17 protein-coding genes are annotated in these 21020 nt (G+C 46.1%); 9 read left to right on the forward strand and 8 right to left on the reverse strand.

Annotated features, from left to right (window positions below):
• Nucleotides 1-4: 4 nt before the first annotated feature.
• Entirely contained in the window at nt 5-1525 is a 1521-nt protein-coding gene (locus tag ABWW54_RS18140; RefSeq protein WP_353414366.1) for a tryptophan halogenase family protein, read from the reverse strand.
• A 166-nt stretch (nt 1526-1691) separates the two neighbouring features.
• Entirely contained in the window at nt 1692-4478 is a 2787-nt protein-coding gene (locus ABWW54_RS18145) for a TonB-dependent receptor (RefSeq protein ID WP_502907830.1), read from the reverse strand.
• Between the two features lie 805 nt (nt 4479-5283).
• On the opposite strand from ABWW54_RS18145, the gene ABWW54_RS18150 reads away from it, so the two are divergent.
• Nucleotides 5284-6066: an MOSC domain-containing protein gene (locus tag ABWW54_RS18150; RefSeq protein ID WP_353414368.1), complete on the forward strand. Its 783-nt coding sequence runs from the start codon at nt 5284-5286 to the stop codon at nt 6064-6066.
• Nucleotides 6067-6071: 5 nt separating this feature from the next.
• Here ABWW54_RS18150 and ABWW54_RS18155 read toward each other — a convergent pair whose 3' ends face one another.
• A complete protein-coding gene (locus ABWW54_RS18155) occupies nt 6072-7067 on the reverse strand; it encodes a tRNA dihydrouridine synthase (RefSeq protein ID WP_353414370.1) in 996 nt (331 codons plus the stop codon).
• Between the two features lie 119 nt (nt 7068-7186).
• On the reverse strand, nt 7187-8455 hold the full coding sequence (locus ABWW54_RS18160; protein WP_353414372.1) for a hypothetical protein: 1269 nt from the start codon (nt 8453-8455) through the stop codon (nt 7187-7189).
• 329 nt (nt 8456-8784) lie between these two features.
• Between ABWW54_RS18160 and ABWW54_RS18165 the strand changes: the two genes are divergently transcribed.
• The 4 genes from ABWW54_RS18165 to ABWW54_RS18180 all read left to right on the forward strand — a co-directional run bounded on the left by ABWW54_RS18165 (nt 8785) and on the right by ABWW54_RS18180 (nt 11592).
• The gene (locus ABWW54_RS18165; RefSeq protein WP_353414374.1) at nt 8785-9813 is read left to right on the forward strand and encodes an AraC family transcriptional regulator; all 1029 of its coding nucleotides are present in this window, start codon (nt 8785-8787) and stop codon (nt 9811-9813) included.
• Nucleotides 9814-9943: 130 nt separating this feature from the next.
• Nucleotides 9944-10372 carry a hypothetical protein gene (locus ABWW54_RS18170; protein ID WP_353414376.1) on the forward strand — a complete coding sequence of 143 codons (429 nt, stop codon included), beginning with the start codon at nt 9944-9946 and terminating at the stop codon, nt 10370-10372.
• Nucleotides 10365-10802, forward strand: coding sequence for a hypothetical protein (locus ABWW54_RS18175; protein ID WP_353414378.1), 438 nt, complete (start codon nt 10365-10367; stop codon nt 10800-10802). The genes ABWW54_RS18170 and ABWW54_RS18175 overlap by 8 nt, the downstream gene beginning before the upstream one ends.
• Before the next feature lie 112 nt (nt 10803-10914).
• Entirely contained in the window at nt 10915-11592 is a 678-nt protein-coding gene (locus ABWW54_RS18180; protein WP_353414379.1) for an SOS response-associated peptidase, read from the forward strand.
• Between the two features lie 16 nt (nt 11593-11608).
• Here the strand turns inward: ABWW54_RS18180 and ABWW54_RS18185 are convergent, their stop codons facing one another.
• Nucleotides 11609-13954: a Tex family protein gene (locus ABWW54_RS18185; protein WP_353414381.1), complete on the reverse strand. Its 2346-nt coding sequence runs from the start codon at nt 13952-13954 to the stop codon at nt 11609-11611.
• A 283-nt stretch (nt 13955-14237) separates the two neighbouring features.
• Between ABWW54_RS18185 and ABWW54_RS18190 the strand changes: the two genes are divergently transcribed.
• The 4 genes from ABWW54_RS18190 to ABWW54_RS18205 all read left to right on the forward strand — a co-directional run bounded on the left by ABWW54_RS18190 (nt 14238) and on the right by ABWW54_RS18205 (nt 18217).
• Nucleotides 14238-14570, forward strand: coding sequence for a hypothetical protein (locus ABWW54_RS18190; protein ID WP_353414383.1), 333 nt, complete (start codon nt 14238-14240; stop codon nt 14568-14570).
• 160 nt (nt 14571-14730) lie between these two features.
• Nucleotides 14731-16281 carry an alpha/beta hydrolase gene (locus ABWW54_RS18195; RefSeq protein WP_353414385.1) on the forward strand — a complete coding sequence of 517 codons (1551 nt, stop codon included), beginning with the start codon at nt 14731-14733 and terminating at the stop codon, nt 16279-16281.
• Nucleotides 16278-17009, forward strand: coding sequence for an ABC transporter ATP-binding protein (locus ABWW54_RS18200; RefSeq protein WP_353414387.1), 732 nt, complete (start codon nt 16278-16280; stop codon nt 17007-17009). Before ABWW54_RS18195 ends, ABWW54_RS18200 begins: the two co-directional genes overlap by 4 nt.
• Nucleotides 17009-18217, forward strand: a complete 1209-nt coding sequence (locus ABWW54_RS18205) for an ABC transporter permease (protein WP_353414389.1) — start codon at nt 17009-17011, stop codon at nt 18215-18217. The genes ABWW54_RS18200 and ABWW54_RS18205 overlap by 1 nt, the downstream gene beginning before the upstream one ends.
• 62 nt (nt 18218-18279) lie before the next feature.
• On the opposite strand, the gene ABWW54_RS18210 is transcribed toward ABWW54_RS18205, so the two are convergent.
• The 3 genes from ABWW54_RS18210 to ABWW54_RS18220 form a co-directional block, all read right to left on the reverse strand.
• On the reverse strand, nt 18280-18810 hold the full coding sequence (locus ABWW54_RS18210) for a hemerythrin domain-containing protein (protein ID WP_353414391.1): 531 nt from the start codon (nt 18808-18810) through the stop codon (nt 18280-18282).
• Nucleotides 18811-18978: 168 nt separating this feature from the next.
• Complete coding sequence (locus tag ABWW54_RS18215) at nt 18979-19824, reverse strand: peptidylprolyl isomerase (protein ID WP_353414393.1); 846 nt, start codon at nt 19822-19824, stop codon at nt 18979-18981.
• Nucleotides 19825-19907: 83 nt separating this feature from the next.
• On the reverse strand, nt 19908-20963 hold the full coding sequence (locus ABWW54_RS18220) for a S1/P1 nuclease (RefSeq protein ID WP_353414395.1): 1056 nt from the start codon (nt 20961-20963) through the stop codon (nt 19908-19910).
• Between the last annotated feature and the right edge of the window lie 57 nt (nt 20964-21020).

Below are 21020 nucleotides of genomic sequence, written 5' to 3' on the forward strand. Positions count from 1 at the left end.
CTGATTAATGAGTCGTGGCTAACCACTTCTCTATGTATTCACGGTGTGAAGGCAAAGTCTGTAACATTTGCTGCGTGATCTGATGATTCTGCTGCATGATTCGATTCGCCTGCGTCTTTTCTTTGTACAAATAAGCTTGCTCGGAAAAGTTTGGCCGGAACCCCATACCATACAACACATATTGATAACTCGCAGCGGGAAATAACTCGATTGCACTATCAAAGTCAGCACTTATTGGCCCTCGAGTTGACCAAATCGCCAAATCTTCTTTTAATGAGTCAGGAATGTAGGTCTCATCCGCATGCGCTCGCCAATATGGCTCAGGTCGTTTGGTCAACATGTAATGCAACTTAAGAAAATCAACAATACGCTGCCACCGATAATCCATTTGCTCATTAAATCGCTTCTCAGTGATCTTCATAATGGCCCTATTGGGGGGCATATTTTCAGCCACATACCTTGCTGCGATTTCGACTAACATGATAGCCGTCGCTTCCAATGGTTCAACAAACCCTGCCGACATCCCAATTGCAACACAGTTATTGTTCCAAAACCGTTCTCTGTAACCCGAGTTAAAACTAATTTTTCTTGGTTCAAGCGTCTCCGGTTCGGCTCCAAGGTAATTATGAAGGTTCTTGGCCGCTTCATCGTCACTTAAGTACTTACTTGAGTACACGTGCCCAACACCTCGCCGGTGAGTCAGGCCGATGTCCCATATCCACCCGGCATTTTGCCCTGTGGCAATGGTATGCGGCGCAATGTCAGCGCTTTTGCTCTGGTACTCAACATGCAACGCTAACGCCGAATCATTAAATAGAACGTGATCCATATTGTGGAACTCAACGCCCATTTCTTTACCAAGCAACAAAGAGCTAAAGCCAGTGCAATCGATGAACAAATCACCGTCAACTTTTTGTCCATTGCTTAAATGCACCGCCCCAATGTCCCCATTGGGGCGCGAAGCCACCCTCTTAACGGTGCCGATAATATGGTTAACGTTAAGCTTACTTTTGCAGTGCTTTTTTAAGAGTTCGGCAAATGCGCCTGCGTCTAAATGATACGCATAGTTGCACTGACCAGAATATTCGTTCTCGGCCAAGGTCCTAGGTGCCAAACCTGCTTCACACACGTGATGTTGAAAATTTGCTTCAACCGCAAACTGATCTATGTCATTCACATACGGCGCCAAGTCAAGGCGTCCGTATCCCAGTGGAACCGTAAAAGGATGATAATAAAAGTCTCCATTGCCATGCACCCAATCTACGAACTTACCGCCCTGCTTAAACGCAGCAGAACAGTGTTCAAATAGGTCGCTTTCTTTGATGCCGATGCTGCGCACGGTATTTTTCATTGTTGGCCAGGTTCCCTCTCCAACTCCAACCGTTGGAATATCCGACGATTCCACCAACGTCACCCTAATCGCATTAGGATCATCGCTCAGATGATGCGCAGCAATCACCCCAGCGGCCAACCAGCCAGCGGTGCCACCACCGACAATAACTATTTCTTTAATCGAGTCACTCATTACATTTTTGCTCTAATTTCTCCGATTAATCATAAACCATCGAAGTGATAACCTTGAAAAAGTTTAGGACAAAAAAATAGCTCGCGCTTTTAACAGCGAGAGCTATTTCTAGTTAACACTTGATCAAGTGAGGACAACCATTGTGCCCCCACTAACGTGATCTTTGTTAGAACTTACCACGTAGGCCAACGGCGTAACGTGCTCCATTGTCTTCGATGTTGTATGTCTGGTTTTCAAAACGACCAGTCTGAACCAATTCTTCTTCAGTAATGTTAACCCCTTCGAAGAAAACCGTCAGCGTGTCATTGATATCGTAACTCGCGCTAATATCAACTTGCCCAAACTCGTTAGTGTTGATCGGCTCACCATTAAAACCATTATTAATGCGTCTTAAGAAAGCTTCACGGTTGTTGTATGCAATACGTGCTTGCAAACGCTCATTCTCATAAAACAGAACAAGGTTTTGAGAATCGCCAACGCCTTCTAGAGCGAAAGTCTGTGAGGTATCCCCAGTTAAGCTTGCATCACTATCAACAAACGTTGCATTCGCCGAAAAACCAAACCCATTATCAAAAATATGCGTTATTGATACTTCGAAACCATCAACTTTGGCTGATTCACCGTTCTGAGGTCGAGTAACACGATACGTCTCAAACTGACCGTTCAGTTCTTCCGTGGAAGCAACGATGTCCTGACCCGCCACTAATGCGCCAGGGGCACACAATGCATCGGCGCAACGAAAACCATTAGCCGCACTACGATCAGTCAATTCAAACTGCTCAGTTCCGACCAATCGAGTGACAAAATTATCAATGTCTTTCTCAAAATACGCGATTGAGAATACATTTGAGTCGCCGTAGTAATACTCGAAACCCAAGTCTATATTGCTTGACTCAAACGGGTTTAGTCCAGGATTTCCGCCCTGAGCCGTCAAGTTTTGACGTCGAGGCTCATTAAACGTGGTTGCCGGAGAAAGCTCTGAAAGAGTCGCTCGCGTCAGAGACTCATAGATTGCCGCCCGCAAAACCATACTGTCATTGAGTTCGTACTTAGCGCTGATATTCGGTAAAAAGTTATCGTAGTCATCGCCTTGGTTGAACTCATTCGCAGGACCAAAACGGTTAGCAAACAGAGTTAAATCAGTCGTAGGTATAACATCACTAATGAAGCTTTGAACGGTATCGACATCAACCTCAGTTTCAGTATAACGAGCACCTACGTTCAACGTTAGAGGCTTGTCAGCTACCGACAAGTTAAACGTCGCGTCTACATAAGCACCGGTAATATCTTCATTTACAGTGAATCGATTATTTTGCAATGTTGGGGAGACAGGGTTGCCTGTCGACGCCAAGAAAGCCTCATAAGCATCGCCGTCGTACGTGTAAAAACGATCAATTAACCCTGGGAAGAAGTTCTCGGCTTGAAAAGCACGCAAACCAACCGTGGCATTAGGCGCTGCTGTGCCATAACCACAAAAAGCACATTGATTTCCAAAGATACTGAAACGCTCGTTTTCACGCGTTTGACTGTAAGCTCCAAACTTCACCGAGTCGATGATGTCAGAGTCAGGTAAATACTCAAAATCTAGCTTCAGTTCACTGATTTCATCTTTGAAGGTATTACCACCACGCTCATTGTAATGTAAGCGTGTGCGTCCGGCATCCGCTAGCTGCCCGTTACCAAAACCGTCGTGCGCTACCGTTGGCGTTCCGCCAGGATTTCCCGTGAATTGGTAGTTATTAATAATACCAATAACGTTGAATCTGGCTTGCGCTGCGTAATCATTTTCTGACTCGGAGGTCGATGCATCAAAGTTAGCTCGAAGCTTCTCGTTAATGTCCCACTGTACGTTAAGCCCAAACCCCGTCGTCTCTGTATCACGTCCGTTACGTGTGTGAGACACAAAATCCGTAGCAGGATCACCAGACCCTTGATTCAAACCAATTTCTTGCGTGAAATTTGTCAGCGTACCATTCGATGCAATAGCGCCTGATCCAACGCGATCGGGCTCAAACCAAGAAGCCAAGTCAGTCACCACAGAATCGATTTCAAATTTTGAAACGAAGCCGTCTAACGTAACCTGTAAATCATCAGAAGGCGCGAACTGAAGCACGAGACTCGCATTTGTACGCTCGCGTGATTGCTCATCCACTATTTGATCCCAGTTACGCGGAATGTAGGCATTTTCAAATAGCACACCGTCGCGATTATTCGAGATCGTTTGACCGGGTCGCCAACCGGCTGTCTGAATGCGGTTTATTTGAACTTCTCGCTCTTGATGACTGACGGCGACACCGATGCCAATTGTGTCATCTGCAAACGTGTTGCTGATCAATAGTGAAGCGGCCGGAGCGGTCTCTTCAGAGAGTGTTTCATAGATGGCTTTGACTTGACCAGCAATTTGTAGGCCGGGATTATCCAACGGCTTTGCTGTATTGACGTTGATCGTGGCGCCAATACCACCGTCTTGCAAGCTTGCCTTACCAGTTTTGTAAATGTCTGCCCCGGAGATTTGCTCTGACGCCAAGGTATCGAAGTTAAATTCGCGTCCACCGGTATCTGTTGCAATCTGACGCCCATTGACTAGTACGGTATTAAATTGTGGCCCTAAGCCACGCACCGTTACCTGCTGGCCTTCGCCGCCAGCGCGATCAATCGAGACGCCTGAAATACGCTGCAATGATTCCGCAACGTTCAGATCTGGAAACTTACCTAAGTCCTCAGCCGCGATCGAATCTACCACACCTGATGCATCGCGCTTTATATCTTGTGCACGTTTGATTGACCCTCGTATGCCGGTGACAACAATTTCCTCTAACTCATTGTTTTCCTGCGCTAAGGTAGTAGTGCTTACACCCATCATCGGAATTGCACTGGATACGGCAATCGCTAAGGCCGTGCGTCGCAACGCAGTCCTTGATCGAAAGCCTGGTTGAGTAGACTTCTTATTCATAACTTAACTCCTCGATAATTAGTTAATTCAAATATTCGATTCGGCCAAATCAGCGACTTTTGAAAACCAGAAAGTCACGTCAAACTTCCAATTTTTCTGCTGCGTTCAACACGTTTCACTTATTTGATCGCCCTCGCCATAGTTTGACGAAAGACATTTTGAGTTCTGCGTCTCTCGAACAGGCTAAATGCTCTTACCACCCGCTCCACAAAACTGGTTCACCATAGAAAAAGAAGACATATAACTTCGAGTCATTCAGTTGAACCACTGATTCACTTCCGAGGTTATTCTTCTGCCTCTAAACTGATTATTCTTTTTTATCATATAAATAAGACTTAATCAAACCAAATGCGAACTTGTGTTAAATTTTGATGTCAACCTCAAAAAAATAGGCAACCAATTGATTAATAAGGAAATATCGCGGGAATTTGCCGTAAAACATGGACCTTTCGTCTAAAAAATAACAAGAAAGAGATGAGTGGCAACCAGCACAAGAAGGGACGTTTTTCGAGTTAGCGTACAGACTGTAAATTATTCCTGCGAGGAATACTGAGCCAATGCGATGAAGAACCGCTAACCGGCGAAATACCCGCTTTGTCATCGACCAGCTATCGGCTGATCGACGATAATCAGTCAGCGGATTTTCTTACAATCAGCTTTAATCGATCCTTCGAGTTCCCGACTGCGTTACACTTAGCGTTTGATACTCAATTTAGTTTTTTAAACGGAATTTAGCATTGAACGAATTGATAAGCCGATGCTTACCCACTAAAAAATTCTGATCGATTATTTTTGAGAAAAAGACATGAACATTAGCGAACTGTATATACACCCACTAAAATCCGCGGCAGCAAAATCCGTTGAGGAATTAAGCTACACAAGGGTTGGGCCTGCTTATGATCGACAATGGATGGTCGTGGATGATAGTGGGAAGTTTATGTCTCAAAGGTCGGAGCCCATAATGTGTAAGATAACCGCCGACATCGACATCGGCACGCTCGTTCTGAGTGCGCCTGGAATGGACATTCTCGCCGTACCAAAAATGTCTTCAGCTCGCTCAGTTAAAGTGTGGGGCGATGACGTATTGGCCAATGATTGCGGCGAGCAAGCCGCCCAATGGCTAAGTGAATATCTGGGAAAGTCATGCCGCCTTGTTGAGCTATCTGAGGACACTGAACGTGCGGTGGATTTGGACTACGCAAACAATGGGGAAACCGTCAGCTTTGCAGATGGATTCCCCACACTGATCGTTTCTCAAGCGTCGCTGGATGAATTCAATACTCACTTAGATGTGCCAGTGGATATGCGAAGATTTAGGCCCAATATTGTCATCGATGGCTGCTTACCCTACGCCGAAGATGCGTGGGAGAAAATACGAATCAATGATATCGAATTCAGTCTAGTAAAACCTTGTTCTAGATGCATTATGCCGTCCATCAATCCAGACACCGCCGTCAAAGAGCTTAACGTTAATGACGTTCTTCTGAAGACACGCAGAAAAGACAGAAAGACGTTCTTTGGCCAAAATGCGCTTCATCGAGGAGTAGGCACCGTGAGAGTCGGTGACAAAGTGGAGCTTATTCGCTAGTTTGCTTAGCCAAGTGAGCGACTGATGTTACTAAGTTCTCGTAACACCTCGTCAGACTCTTTTAACGTCTTAATGCTCTGAAAAGCATCTTTTGCTTCTGGGTAGGTAACCAACAAGAAGCCTAGCCATTGCTTGGCTCTATTACCCACAAACTTAGGGTGTAAATTTGTGGAACGAGTAAGGTAAGTAATCAACATGGTCAGGACAGCATTCCAAGGCATGCTATTGTAAGGAACGTTCTGCTGATGTTGTTTAATCTGCAACGCTAAATCTGGAGAACGAAGTGCTCCGCGCCCCAGCATGATATGTTGTGCGCCACTTTCAGCTAAAGCGCGACCGGCCAAATCGACACTCCAAATATCACCATTAATTGTCAGCGGCACGCGCGCAACGTCTGTTAACCCACTGACCCGTCTGACTTCATGCCAGTGAGCCGGCGGTTTATACCTGTCTTCCTTTGTTCGCGCGTGAACGCAAACCTCGGTGGCACCAGCTCTGATCACTCGTTCAACGATGTCTTCTAAATCATCGGTATGAGAAAAACCCAATCGAATTTTTGCCGTCACAGGAACGCTGGGGTCTACTGCGTCTCGGACTGCTGCAACGATATCTCCGACTCGGTTCGGTTCGCGCAATAAAACAGACCCGCCTTCTCGCCTAGTCACCGTTTTGGAAGGACAACCGAAATTTAAATCTATGCCTGCGGGCTCCAATTTTTCAGCTCGCATTGCATTTACAGCCATCCATTTTGGGTCCCCTCCAAGTAACTGTAAGTAAACAGGCACACCTGATGACGTTACTCCCCCAGCATGTAATTCTGGACAGAATCGCAAGAACACATGGTCAGGGATTCGCTGTTCCGTCACACGTACAAACTCCGTTACACAACGATCAAACCCACCGAGTGCTGTAAAAACTGCTCGCATTTCGGCATCAATTACGCCTTCCATGGGCGCCAATAATATTTTGGTTTCTGAATTTAAAGCCACTCGAAGTGTCATACGCGATCAAGAACAAAAGCGAATTATACGGGCATTATCATTTACAGAACTACTATTCAAATAATGTGGCTGAATCTAATCGACGCGTAACTCGCTCTGACGGCGAAAACCTCATGCTTTTACTTAACTCCGACGCCCTCTAAATCTAACTCCAGATTTTCAGAACGCTGAACCATGACATTGCCTCGCCCACTGTCTTCCTGTTCAACTTTCAGCTTTTCGTCACCGCCACCGACAAACGTGGACGCTACGATCCGTACGGTAACATTACCCGCACCGGACTCCTCTAACTCTGCGCCTTCTTTTCGACCATTATTGTCAACACTGACCGAATCTTTAACGACGGCGGACAAACTCCCGCCATCCTCTTCTGATGCTTTGATCCCTTCACCTTTATTGCCCATTGCGAGCAAACCATCAACGCGCAATGAGATATCTCCCTTGCCCTGTTCATCAAAGTCGAGCCCTTCATCAAAATTGTTACTTACCGTTGAGTGATAAACACCTACGTGAATAGAGCCTTCACCAGCTTCATCTATGTCAAAACCATCGTCCACATCCCGTTCTCCATCGTCGTCACACGGCCCCTTCGCGTCAAAGGGTATCAAATTGCAATATTCACCATTGCTATCAAAGACGCTATTTCGAACATCCGCAATCACATCGCCCTCATTGCCTTCATCCAACTCGATACCATCAGCCCCCACTTTGATAAAGCTAGAGTTTTGCGCTGAAAAGTAGATATCGCCCTGGCCGCGCTCATCGACACGGACACCATCCGCATCCTGCTTACCATAACCAACTCGATTAATTTTCACATCGTCAAGCTGTACCGACACGGAGGCCGGAGAACCTTGGCCGATCCCTCCACTACCGCCGCCGCACTGATCTCGCAAGGCGCAATCAGAAACATGAACCCCATGATTACCAACAGCGGTAACGGTTACCCCACTCAATTGTACTTTTACGGTGCCTTGACGAACGCTCGGCACATTGACAACTATGCCTTTACCGCCTCGATGGTTGTTCAAATCAGCGTTAACCGCCGAGTAGTTGCCGACAAACTGCAGATTACTAATCGATACGTCAGCCCCATTAACAATGGCTAAAATGTCCGACTGCCCCGTTAACGCCGATGCATCTATCGTCTGTCCAGCACCTTGAATCTTTAACTTTTTGTCGCCTGTATAGGTCAGCGTCTCTGTGATTGATATCGAAGATACCTTGCTTGAAATTTTCACGGTGCTAGCCCCACTTTTTAGGGCAGCGCGAAATGAACCAACACCGTCATTATCACCATTTTTGACTGTGGCCATATTCGCGGCATACGACATGACAGGAAAACTACAGACAAACATGATCAGAGTCTTGGAAAAAGTGTGTTTCATAGTAAGAGTGTCTTTTATTCAAAGGTTGTGGCGCATCGCAAGTCTACGTCACAATTATTACGATTACTTTAAATCAACCTGAGCGTAATTGGGCTCACTAGCTAGGCTATTCAAAACCGCACACTTCATTGCGCTTCATTACTCTCTAAGACTTACGCGTGTATCTCGCTGGCGGAGCGAAGTATCCCTATCCTGTTAATTCACAGATAAGACCGTCGCTGTCAAACAAGGTATGATCGAACCGCACCTTATCACCTACGTTTAGGCAGCGGCACCCAGGTTAACTTTAATCTGAAATTTCAAAAAATCAGAACTAAACATTTGGAAAAATGGACTATATTTTTAACTATTTCAACATATTGCTGACAGGCTTTAGTATTTTTACTTGTTTAATCTTACTGGCCGCCTATCTGTTTTTCCTGCCGGACATGAGAAAGAGCCGGTCATCAAAAATAAGTTGCATCGTCCTGCTGCTGGGTCTCGCCACATTACAGTCAATGCATTCAATGTATTTTTTTGAACAACTGACATTGCTTGACGGACGGGCTTATGGCTTTTTATTCACGCTCATTCCTCCGAGCTTTTATTTTTTCAGTCGAGCTATTTTATCTGGCGCCACTGCGCAAGCGCACATCAAAAGTTCAGACTTGGCGCATGGGTTACCTCCAATATTGGCACTGATACTGCCCATTTCGATTCTACCAGTCGTCGCATTTGTCTTCGGAACTGGGTATACATTTTGGTTCACCCGAGTCATCGTTCAATTGCGAGGCCACACTAATCGATTCAAGTTTGAATTGTTTTTCTTCGCCATGTTCGCGGCAATGGCTCTTGGCGCCCTAATATTAGGCCTGTTTTTGCCTAGCATGGACCCACACATATTCTATAGCGCCTACGCAAATTCCATTTCTATCGCGCTCCTGTTGATCTTGTCTTCCTTGTTGTTTTTTCCCGAACTGCTTAGCGACATACTGTTGGTCACGGAAATGGCGTACGCAAACTCCAGACTCGGCGGCATAGATACTGATCTTAAATTAAAAGAATTAGATAAATTGGTTATCTTAGATAAACAGTTTCAGAATGAGGATTTGAGCCTTACTACCCTGTCCGAATTAATCGAACTGACCCCACATCAACTATCTGAACTAATTAATAGCCATCATGGTTTTGGCTTTCCTCGCTATATCCGAGAGCAAAGAGTGCATGAAGCCAAACGCTTACTCCGTGAGGACACCAAATCCTCTATTTTGGCCATCAGCATGGAGACGGGATTTAAATCTCAATCGAATTTCTATACCGCATTCAAAGAAATCGTTGGCATGTCGCCAGGTCAGTATCGGAAACTTCCGAAATCATAAATCAGGAAAACCCCAAGCCCTTGTATTTTAAATAGAAATAATTTTTCTATTCCAGTTCTATGTCTTAAGAAGACGCCTTTCCTTCAATTTAATATCGTTGCCTCTATAACGTAAAACTAGAGGTAACATCATGTACAACGCCAGCGCATACGCTCTGTATATCGTCATTAGCATCATCATCACCGTGGTGGTTTCAAAAACCCTAAGCCGCAACGGTGAGGTCTATCTGATTGACGGGTTCAACGGAAATGAAGTGCTAGCAAAATCGGTTAACCATATGTTGGTAGTCGGTTTTTACTTGCTAAACGTAGGTTTCGTTCTGCTTAGGATGGAAACCGCGCTCACGATCAACGAAGTTGACGCGCTGCTGCTCTATCTCAGCAGTAATATCGGTATTGTTCTATTTGTGCTCGGCATCATGCATTTTATTAACATGTACTTGATTAATCGTTTTCGCAACCTTCAGATAAATAAGGTTAGAGATGACGTGGCGTTTAACCGATCATTGAACGCAAACCAAATTAACAACGCCATGATCACTGAGGGCCAACATGATTAGGACACCCAAACTCGGCGCTCACCCAACGCTGTATTATGGCTTGCTGGGCCCACTCATAGGCCTAGGGTTAGTAAATCTGGGGATGATCTCCGTCTACGTTTTTGAGCTAATAACTTCAGCCACGCTGACGCCCTCTAACCTAATCGACGGCATGAAACAATTGATCGTGATAAATCTCTTTGGTTTCATTGTTGCCTACCTCGTTGGCTTCATCCCTGCGATGATTACAGGCTTTTTTGCAGGTAAAGCGGACACAATCAAGGAGGAAATTTTTTACGCTACGTCGATTGGCTGCTTACTATATCTGTCTCTTGCCGTATTACTCAATGACAACTCAAACCCTACCCCACTTATTATTCTGAGCGGTATTGGAACGATAAGTGGTGGCTCATGCGCGCTTCTTCGCCATACGTTTAACGGTCATAAATAGAGCCCTATTAATAATCGCTCTTGCGCGTTCCGCTAATACAGCACTTGATCTTTGGTAAACAAAGACGCGAAAATGGGCAAATACCAAAACGTTCACCAAGCTGTTATTGATCATGTGCGGCCGATACAACGAACATCTCCCTAAAATGCACGGTTGGAGTAACGTATTAACTGACTGGCCTGAAGAAGTCGAGGGTCGCTTCAATGCCTACCCAACCTCGACTGTCACCGCCTTTGCTGGAGAGAACTTTAATACCCTACGCGGCCATGCCATGCGCTGGCAGCTCGTTCCATCTTGGGCTCCAGAATTTAGCGTAAAGTTCCCCACTCATAATGCTAGATTAGAAACTGTAGAGGAACGCCCCACCTTCAAAAACGCTTGGGTTCGGGCGCAGCGATGCCTAATCCCCATGGCAGGCTTTTATGAGCGACAGCAATCAGGAGCCAAACAATGGCATTATATTCATGATGCGCATACTGGCTGCCTAGTGGTTGCTGGGCTCTATGAGCGTTGGCACGGCCAGAATGAAGTACGCCACTCATGCACAATGATCACCAAACCCTCGACGTCAGTGATAGCGCAATTGCACCACCGCTCACCCGTACTCTTAACCAAAAAAGCGGCTCAATCTTGGCTCAATAGCGACCTTAATGACCCAATAGGTTTTCTAAGCTCCGTGGACGACGTGCCTGTGACGGCCTACCCAATCAGCTCAAGAGTTGGCAACGCGAAAAACAACGATGCCAAGCTTATTCATGAAGAGCCGAAAATTAAAACACTCTTTGACTAGTAAAATGGCTAGCCAGTTACTTCTTTAGGGCCGCCGCCAATTTTGCTGCCATTGCATTGTTCGCAACCGGTTTCGACTGTTTTATTTTACGCTCTTGATGCCGGTTAGTTTTAGGCCGAGGCTTTCCTGGATTGCCTGCTCGATCACGCTGGTCTTGCTTGGTGTCCTGCAAACGCATGGTTAGTGCGATTCGTTTACGCTGCGCGTCCACCTCCATGACTTTCACCTTCACAATTTGCCCCGCTTTAACAACGGCGTGAGGATCGTCGACGAACTTGTCTGCCAAACAAGAGATATGAACCAATCCATCTTGATGAACCCCGATGTCCACAAAGGCGCCAAAATTCGTAACGTTGGTTACGGTTCCCTCTAGGATCATGTCTTCAACCAAGTCCTTAATGGTTTCAACACCGTCTTTTAGATTAGCGGTTGTGAATTCAGGGCGGGGGTCACGGCCGGGTTTATCAAGCTCTCTAATAATATCGGTGATGGTCGGCACGCCAAATTGTTCAGTGGTATAGTCTTCCGCCTTAATCGACTTTAAAAAGGCGGTATCGCCAATGATGGAGTCTATTTTTCGACCATTGTTTTGCGCAATAGACTCAACCACTGCATACGCTTCAGGATGCACACCTGACGCGTCCAAGGGATTAACATTATTCGACACAATTCTCAAAAAGCCTGCGGCCTGCTCAAACGTCTTGTCACCCAAACGAGGAACTTCTTTAAGAGCGTCTCGGCTCTTAAATTCGCCATGAATATTACGATGAGCAACAATATTTGATGCAATTGTTTCATTGAGGCCAGAAACGCGTTTTAGCAACGGCATAGAGGCCATATTCAAATCAACGCCGACGTCATTCACACAATCTTCAATCACGGTGTCCAATTGGCGACTAAGCTGATACTGATTTACGTCATGCTGATATTGCCCAACACCAATAGACTTAGGTTCTATTTTTACGAGCTCCGCCAATGGGTCTTGCAGGCGTCGAGCTATTGAAACAGCGCCACGGATCGTCACATCAAGATCAGGAAACTCCTTGGCCGCGAATTCTGACGCTGAATACACCGATGCTCCAGCTTCATTGACCATTACTTTCTGCAACTTAAGCTCAGGGTGCCGTTTCATAAGATCTCCAGCTAACTTATCCGTCTCTCGAGATGCCGTTCCATTTCCGACAGCCACGAGTTCGGCACTGTATTTTTTAGCTAAGATTGCCAGTTGAGCAATTGACTGGTCCCATTGATTCTTAGGGGCATGTGGGTAAATAGTTCCTTGATCAAGGTATTGGCCCGTTTGATCTACCACAGCCACTTTTACCCCAGTCCGCAGGCCTGGATCTAAACCTATTGTCGCTTTCGCACCCGCTGGCGCAGCCAACAATAGGTCCTTTAAGTTCATTGAGAACACCCTGATCGCTTCCGCCTCAGCCCGCTCTTTAAGGTTTAACATCAGATCCCCGCTGATATGCAACAACACTTTAATTCGCCAAGCCCAACTCACTACTTGAGCCAGCCACTTATCAGCTGGGCGCCCTTGAGCGGATATACCCACGTTTTTAGCGATCATTTGTTCGCAGGGATGCGATAAATCGCCGATCCAGCCTCCTTCTGGGGCTTCAATATCCAAAGTGGACAAAAGAATGCCCTCATTACGCCCACGAAAAATCGCCAATGCGCGATGGGAAGGGATATTTTTATAGGGTTCTTGATAATCGAAGTAATCCCTGAATTTCGCTCCCTCTTGTTCCTTATCCTTAGCAACGTTAACTGATACCACCGCTTTCTCTTCCAAGAAATTCCGAATTTCGGCAAGTAATTTTGCGTCTTCGGCAAAACGCTCCATGAGAATAGCTCTGGCTCCATCTAACGCAGCCTTGCTGTCGGCGACAGGTGTTTCTTCGGAGACGTTCACGTATTTGGCTGCCTCATCTTCAGGAACCAATAGCGGATTACCCAACAAGGCTAACGCTAACGGCTCTAGACCCGCCTCTATGGCTATTTGCCCCTTCGTTCTGCGCTTGGGCTTGTAGGGTAAGTAGAGATCTTCCAGCGCCGTCTTAGTTTCAGCGGCATTAATTGACTGCGCCAAGTCGGCTGACAGCTTCCCTTGTTCATCGATACTCTTAATAATGCTGGTCCGACGCTCTTCTAACTCCCTTAGATACTTCAGTCTTTCTTCTAAGGTCCTAAGCTGAGTATCGTCTAAACCGCCCGTGACCTCTTTTCGATATCGAGAGATAAAGGGTACCGTAGAACCATCATCAAGCAGGCCGATAGCGGCGGTTACTTGCGCTTGACTGACGGGATTGGAGGCTTGCGATATTTCTTCAGCTATGCGCTTTTCTATGGACAACATTAACAAGATATTTGAGGGTAAGATAAATACAGCTGCCGATTATCAAGCCTCGCAATATCTCGTTCAACTAGAATTTTCATTCTGACCTCACTTGGGATAAAACCATGCCAAATGTCCAATATTTTCCACTTTTTGACCAAAATCGACTTGAAATAGCAGTCAAATGGTAGCAATGTTTCATAGAGGGTAAGGTAATCGGTCAAAAAGGGAAGGGTTATCATACGATTAATAACTAGGAAAGGAGCATACCTAGTAAGGTGTGAGTATTGCAAAGGGGTGATGTATGAGCAGTTATAGAGTAAATATATGCGAGCTGACGCTAGGTCAGTTGAACGCGCAATGTCTAATAAAGATCAACCAGCTTGCCAAACTTGTCGAGAGACAAGACCCAACCATCGAGTTGGATTTAAGTGATGATCAAGTGATCAGAAAGTTGGTGAGAGTCGCAAAGAAGAGCAAAGACCCAGAAGTGCAACGTTTGTATGTGTCAACCAAGGAAGAAATCAGCAAGCACATAAACAGCCCGCGCTTCACGAAACAACTGGATTTGGCGATGAACCGACCGAACGAGTCAGCATCACAAACAGAGCCAGCGGGTAAGCTAACTGGCCGCTAAAGGCCCGAAAACGCTCAATAGAGGCAGGCGACAGTGATGTGACAGCATGTGACATCAGTATGACCAATGCACGACTAAGGCCGGACAAGCGATTTTATTGTTCCCATTGTGTGTTAATTTTCACTCATCGAAAATCAACCTCACTCAGGGAACAAACCAAATGCAAACGCAGCCCCCAAAATCATTAAGGTGGTTTAGCTCGTTAGCCGCTTACTTACCGCGGCTCAGCAAGAAGCCAAACGTTCACCTCCTAACTGCATCCACGCTCACTCTATTTATCATCACCCTACTTCTGACCACGGTGCTGACAGCAGCAGAACTTAATTCCTTGGACTTCAAACCGTGCACCGTCACGGTCGCCGCCGTCGAGGTTGATGCCCATTGTTCAGACTTCGCTCGATTAGAAAACCCCGAAGATACAAATGGTCGAGTTATCACACTCGCAGCAATCAAATTCCCTGCGCGAACCCCTGAGCCTGAAACTGATGCATTCACGATTATCCAAGGTGGCCCCGGCGGCTCATCTATCGATATGGGTATTGGATTCAGTCGCGCTTTTGAGGACATCCGCCGAAAGCGGGACATTATTATTATCGACCAAAGAGGCACTGGGCGTTCAAATATGCTCACGTGCGACATGCCAGAAGACTCCTCTGTGCAATACAACCCCGAAATAGCAAAACGGCTTAACAAAGCGTGTGCGGACAAACTGTCTAAAGACAATGACTTGCGGTTTTATACAACCAGCGTTGCAGTCGATGACTTAGAGGCGCTTCGCCAAGCAGCTGGGTATAACCAACTCAACCTTTATGGAGTATCCTACGGTACTCGTGTGGTTCAACATTTCATGCGCAAGTACCCTGACAGTACGCGCACGGCAATACTTGACGGCGTGGCTCACATTGGCCTCAATCTAGCCGGAGGAGAAATCGCAAGACGTTGGGAAAACAGCTTCAACGCAATAAATCAGCGCTGCCAAGCGGACGCAGTATGCAAAGCACAACATGGCGACTTAAGAGAATCGTTTGATCAAGTCATCAATGACCTCTCTGAGGCGCCGGTGTCTGTCAACATTCCTCACCCATCAACCGGAGAGCCAAAACAGTACACCTTTAATAAAGACAGTCTTTTTGGCGCCGTTAGATTAATGGCCTACAGCACTGAATCCGTCTCATTGATGCCATTACTAATAAGCCGAGCTAAAGCTAAGGATTATCGATTCATGGCAGCGCAACTCATAAAACTCGAAGAAGGGTTTAGTAAAGAGTTTGCCTTTGGCATGCATAACTCGGTCGCTTGTACCGAAGACGCGCCCTTTGTCACGCAAGCTGAACGAGCAAAAGCCGATGGGACGATTGTTGGTGACCTGATGGCCAGCGTCATGCAAGCCTCCTGCAGTGTTTGGCCAAGAGGCGTAATGGATGAAAATTTCCGAGAGCCCTTTTCCAGTAACGTTCCTACTTTGGTACTGTCCGGCGCAACGGACCCAATTACCCCTCCTGAAAATGGTGAAATTGCCACCAAGATGCTCGGGAACGCAAAGCACATTGTGATGCCCGCTCATGGACACGGTGTGATCGCTCGCGGTTGCATGCCTAAGCTAGCGAGTATGTTTATTGAAGATGGAAGTTTTGCTGAGCTCAAAACAAGCTGCGTTGAACGAGAACGTGCAATGCCAATTTTCACTAGCCTAACAGGACCACGACCATGATTAAGGTAGATAATTTAAGCAAGTATTTTGGCGACGTGAAAGCCGTCGATGGCGTTAGTTTTACTGCAGAGGATGGCAAAATAACTGGCCTTCTAGGCCCCAATGGGGCCGGAAAGTCTACAACACTGAGAATGCTGTACACCGTATTCAAGCCCGATTCAGGAACCGCCAGCATTGATGGCCATGATATTCAAAAAAATGCGTTGCAAGTTAAATCCAATATCGGTGTTTTGACTCACGGCGCTGGGATTTATGAACGACTCAGCGCACGTGAGAACGTTCGCTATTATGGCCAACTCCACGGCCTTGGCGGAAAAGCCCTCGATACCCGGGTTGACGAGCTTGCCGAACTTTTGGATATGCAAGATTTCTTAAATAGACGCGCTAAGGGCTTTTCTCAAGGCCAAAAAACCAAAGTGGCATTAGCGAGAGCGTTGATTCACTCACCCAAAAACGTATTGCTGGATGAACCAACCAATGGCTTAGACATCATCGCAACACGAGGCCTTAGAACGGTTATTTCTAGGTTAAAGGACGCGGGGCATTGTGTCTTGTTTTCAAGTCACATCATGCAAGAGGTGGCTGCACTTTGCGATGAAATAGTAATTATTGCCGGAGGTACCGTCGCTGCATGTGGATCACCAGCTCGCCTACTTTCCGACACAGGTGAACATAGCCTTGAAGATGCCTTTGTTAAGGCCATTGGTTCTGAGGAGGGACTAATCTAATGACTACAGCTCAACAAAAATCGGCCCACAAGTTCAACGGCTTGTGGACAGTTTTCAAAAAAGAAGTGATCGACAACCTGCGTGACAAGCGAACACTCACCACCATAGCGGCATCCGTGGTAATCACACCCATCATAATGATCGCATTCATATGGTTTGCCGAAAAAACCGTCAAAGAGGAGACTGATCCAGTAACGGCGACCGCATTTGAACTTCCTGTTATTGGCGCCGAGCACGCACCAAACTTAATGGACTGGTTACGCAATAACAATGTAAGCATTTTACCTGCTCCAGAAAATGCGGAAGAAGTGATTAAGAGTGGCGAACGCCGGGTGGTGATGGTCATTAAAGAAAATTTTCCGGAAGCCTTTGAAAAAGCCAAGACAGCACCTGTATTACTGATCCATGACAGCTCCATTTCAGGACTGGAACAACTCGGGTTTGTTACCGTAAAAAACGCACTACGTACGTACAGTGGCCGCATCGGCCAACTTCGCCTAGAGGCTCGAGGAATCAACCCAGAGATTACGCGCGCCATTCAGGTCAATGTCTCAGACGTTGCTACCCCTGAGTCTCGCAATGCTAAGATAATTGGAATGATGCCTTATATGATCATCATGTTTATCATGGCGGGCGGTATGTACTTGGCTATCGACAGCACCGCGGGCGAGCGAGAAAAAGGGTCTTTAGAATCATTGCTTACATTACCCATCACTAGAAATCACCTTCTGATAGCAAAACTGCTAGCCACAGCCTTTTTCTCAGCATTAACATTAATGTTCATGCTAATCAGTTTGAGTCTCTCTATGCAGTACGCTCCAGTCGATGCGTTTACAATAAATCTGAGTACTCCTAAGCTCCTGCATATTTTTGTTACCTGTCTGCCATTTGTTTTCGTAGCCAGTTCGATGCTTATTTTACTTGCCTCGTTTACGAAAAGTTACAAAGAAGCGCAATCCTATTTGAGCTTCGTGATGCTCATCCCCAGTATGCCGTTGATGCTTTTAATGTTTCTATCGCCCGAAGCAAGCATGGCAAACATGTGGGTACCCAGCTTAAGTCAAGCATTGATCATTGTTGAGACACTCAAAGGTGAAACCATACCAGTGCATCTAACAGCCCTGTCGATGGCGGTCAGTCTGGCGGTCTCGGTGATTCTGGCATCCATTGCCATCAAACTATATCAGCGGGAGCGAATCCTTGGCTAGAACAACATAAGCCAATAAAGTCTATAAACCCGCCTATTCAGGGCGGGTTTTCTATTGATCAACTAGGTCGGGCTTACTGGCTGGCTTTTGGTTAAGTAGTTAGGGTAAACGTAGCCTTCCTCTTGCTTAATGCGCCGATGAAGAATTTCGGAGATCTCATCCATCCTCTGCAAAAATTCGTCATCAATGGCCGTGGACTCCTTAATTCCATAATCGAGGAACTGCATCACTTCGCGCCCTATTTGTTCCATCTCAGATTTTACCGAACGAATTGCTCTCTTCGATGTAACGCCCTGCGCTGAATGCTGAAGATAGATATAAAGAGATGTGTTTTCTCGCAGAACATGATCTACGAACATGTCTTTAAACTGACTCAAGAGTTTTTTGGCGCGTTTCGTAAGCCGAGCATGCGCAGCTTTCGAAGACCTATCGTAGACATCAAGTAATTCCTGATGCTCTTTTTGCAAGGTAGGAATCAGTGATGGCTTGTAGGCAATCTTAGTATTAGGCGCGAATTTAGGTGAATCTGGACGTGAAGACACTTCGCCTTCTTTAAGTTCGGCCTCATCTCGGCCGAATAACTTCTCAAACATGGTTGAACTCTCCAAGGTAAATAAGCAGTGACTGTCTATTACAACCCCTCGAACCCCAACCAAGCTCGACCCGACCCGCCAAGACGGAGAAAAGCAGAGTCGGCCTCTAGGTATACCACGCCAACCCTTTGTTTGTAAAACAAATTTCTAATCACATCTGTTTTAGCATTAGATTTCTCGCACCGGCACCCACACATTACACAGCTCAATTTTACCCGTTGACTCGATAAACCAATCTTCATTTCGCGTTGTTCTAAGCTCAACAAAGCGAGAAAATTCGGGCGTATTGGTCTTCAATACTTCTATTTTTCGAGTGGGCTTAAGAAACTCAACCGCCTCTATCGGCACGTATTTTTCCGCAGTAGTATAAAAACCTAAAGAGCCTTTTCCTCTAGGCAAACTGGATAAATGTTCCATTCCGATCCACACTTTTCCCACCAAGGTAACATTTAGGTCTAAGTGTCTTGGCGCATGCCCGGTAATGGCGTACAAACCCGACCCATTGCCACTGTCCGTAGGCATCCCTCTGGACACCCCGACCATGCCATAACAATGGCTCAAATAAGCGCCTTTTGACGTCACTGAGGTTGGTAACCCTCGAGTAAAACCAACCTCGTCGGCGTAAGCATCACGACTGACGATTGCGTTAAACGGCACATCGGACTTATTTCTAAAAAACTCGACTTCGACCTTTTCGACCGCACTGCCAATCGACTTAGGCTTGCTGTCTGGATTGCTGTCACTTACATCAGTCGTGTCCCCCCATTGAGCCACGTAATTATCTTGTGAACGAATAACCGCTGTCCCGTCAAAGTATTTTTCGGCAACGAGTGTTTTTATATTTGCGACATGATTGGGAGCAAAGTCTGGCGCCAACTCAATAACCACCTCACCCGTGGGCAGGCTCATGACAATCGTATTGTCTGGAGACAGGCTGCGCCAAGCTGAGGCTGGCAACGATTGAATCAAATCCGCAGAAGACTTGTATTTATCTAATGCTGATTTTTCTGCCATTGCAGGGCTTATTGTACTAATTAAAAAACAACTAAAAATTGCATTGATGATGTGACTTTGCTTCATGTTCAAGACGCTCCTAGTTAGTCCTCTGAAATATATACGGGTGTAATGAATGGTGGTTGAACTGGGTAATTATAACTACTGTAAGATGACATATTCGGAGAACCAGCATCCTGCCAGGCCAATAGCCAGAGATTTGCCAACACATCGGCTCCAATCGCTAGCCGCTTAACAGCAAACTTTTCGAACTTCGAGGCGACGTCTTTAGCAGGTTTTCGAATTGCCGAGTCTCTGTTTTCTGGCGATATATTACTCTTAGTCACAATAGCATACCGGTCATCCAGTGCCGTTAGCTTGGAAACCTGCGCATGGCTGTTGGCAAGCAAAGCCCAAACCAGTTTTTGCGGATCAGCCAATATTTCGCGTTGTTCTTTTTTACTGTACTGGGATAACCAACGCCGTCTACTGCCAGCCTTCTTATATACTTTTTCAGGCAATTTGAGTGACAACTCAGCTACCACGACGGACTCAAAGTAGGAGTGCAAACCCTTATTACCCGTCAATTGCCCATCGTAATTGGCACTCGTATGATGTGGATTAGCCAAATCACCAACGAAATGCGCCATTAACCCAGCATACATTAGAGCTTGATTAATGTGACGTACTTTTAACTCGTCTGGCTTGGCGTCTAAATTGATAAGTTCATTGACGATGAGTTTATATAACTGAAGTACCCGCCACGGAACGGTACCGACATCGGCAGTGGATTTATCATGGGACTTACAAAGAGCACGATACTCGCGAAAATCTCTGGGTAAATCGTCCCAACGCGCAACCCCAGATATCACCTTTTCGAGATTGATGTAATGCGTTGGCGAGTTTGCTTTCTTAGCATCTTCGTCCATATAGTCAGCTCGCCAAACAATGTCGGGCACATTCGAAAGGTGTGCAAGCATATGATCTCTTAGTAAAAATGGCCGCATAAGCTGAGCATTATCATCACTGAGTTCCCGGAGATGTTGTACGGCCACCCGTGTGACAACATCATGCCCTCGCTCGCCCCACGCTGATGCCGGCGCCGTCCAAGCTTGGCCAACAATTAAGACGAGAAGACTTACTACGTATTTTATTTTCATTAAGAAGACCTTTGCTTGGATTACTAAGCAAATTAAGTTTACATTTTCAGGTTCAGA

The organism is Arenicella sp. 4NH20-0111, from assembly GCF_040366405.1.
Classification (GTDB): Bacteria; Pseudomonadota; Gammaproteobacteria; order Arenicellales; family Arenicellaceae; genus Arenicella.

Excerpts from the sequence above, each read along its gene's own strand:
- ABWW54_RS18160 (WP_353414372.1), bottom strand. The coding sequence starts at position 8,455 with ATGAAACACACTTTTTCCAAGACTCTGATCATGTTTGTCTGTAGTTTT.
- ABWW54_RS18210 (WP_353414391.1), bottom strand. The coding sequence starts at position 18,810 with ATGTTTGAGAAGTTATTCGGCCGAGATGAGGCCGAACTTAAAGAAGGC.
- ABWW54_RS18205 (WP_353414389.1), top strand. The coding sequence starts at position 17,009 with ATGACTACAGCTCAACAAAAATCGGCCCACAAGTTCAACGGCTTGTGG.
- ABWW54_RS18165 (WP_353414374.1), top strand. The coding sequence starts at position 8,785 with ATGGACTATATTTTTAACTATTTCAACATATTGCTGACAGGCTTTAGT.
- ABWW54_RS18195 (WP_353414385.1), top strand. The coding sequence starts at position 14,731 with ATGCAAACGCAGCCCCCAAAATCATTAAGGTGGTTTAGCTCGTTAGCC.
- ABWW54_RS18140 (WP_353414366.1), bottom strand. The coding sequence starts at position 1,525 with ATGAGTGACTCGATTAAAGAAATAGTTATTGTCGGTGGTGGCACCGCT.
- ABWW54_RS18220 (WP_353414395.1), bottom strand. The coding sequence starts at position 20,963 with ATGAAAATAAAATACGTAGTAAGTCTTCTCGTCTTAATTGTTGGCCAA.
- ABWW54_RS18190 (WP_353414383.1), top strand. The coding sequence starts at position 14,238 with ATGAGCAGTTATAGAGTAAATATATGCGAGCTGACGCTAGGTCAGTTG.
- ABWW54_RS18215 (WP_353414393.1), bottom strand. The coding sequence starts at position 19,824 with ATGGCAGAAAAATCAGCATTAGATAAATACAAGTCTTCTGCGGATTTG.
- ABWW54_RS18170 (WP_353414376.1), top strand. The coding sequence starts at position 9,944 with ATGTACAACGCCAGCGCATACGCTCTGTATATCGTCATTAGCATCATC.
- ABWW54_RS18185 (WP_353414381.1), bottom strand. The coding sequence starts at position 13,954 with ATGTTGTCCATAGAAAAGCGCATAGCTGAAGAAATATCGCAAGCCTCC.
- ABWW54_RS18155 (WP_353414370.1), bottom strand. The coding sequence starts at position 7,067 with ATGACACTTCGAGTGGCTTTAAATTCAGAAACCAAAATATTATTGGCG.
- ABWW54_RS18145 (WP_502907830.1), bottom strand. The coding sequence starts at position 4,478 with ATGAATAAGAAGTCTACTCAACCAGGCTTTCGATCAAGGACTGCGTTG.
- ABWW54_RS18175 (WP_353414378.1), top strand. The coding sequence starts at position 10,365 with ATGATTAGGACACCCAAACTCGGCGCTCACCCAACGCTGTATTATGGC.
- ABWW54_RS18200 (WP_353414387.1), top strand. The coding sequence starts at position 16,278 with ATGATTAAGGTAGATAATTTAAGCAAGTATTTTGGCGACGTGAAAGCC.
- ABWW54_RS18150 (WP_353414368.1), top strand. The coding sequence starts at position 5,284 with ATGAACATTAGCGAACTGTATATACACCCACTAAAATCCGCGGCAGCA.
- ABWW54_RS18180 (WP_353414379.1), top strand. The coding sequence starts at position 10,915 with ATGTGCGGCCGATACAACGAACATCTCCCTAAAATGCACGGTTGGAGT.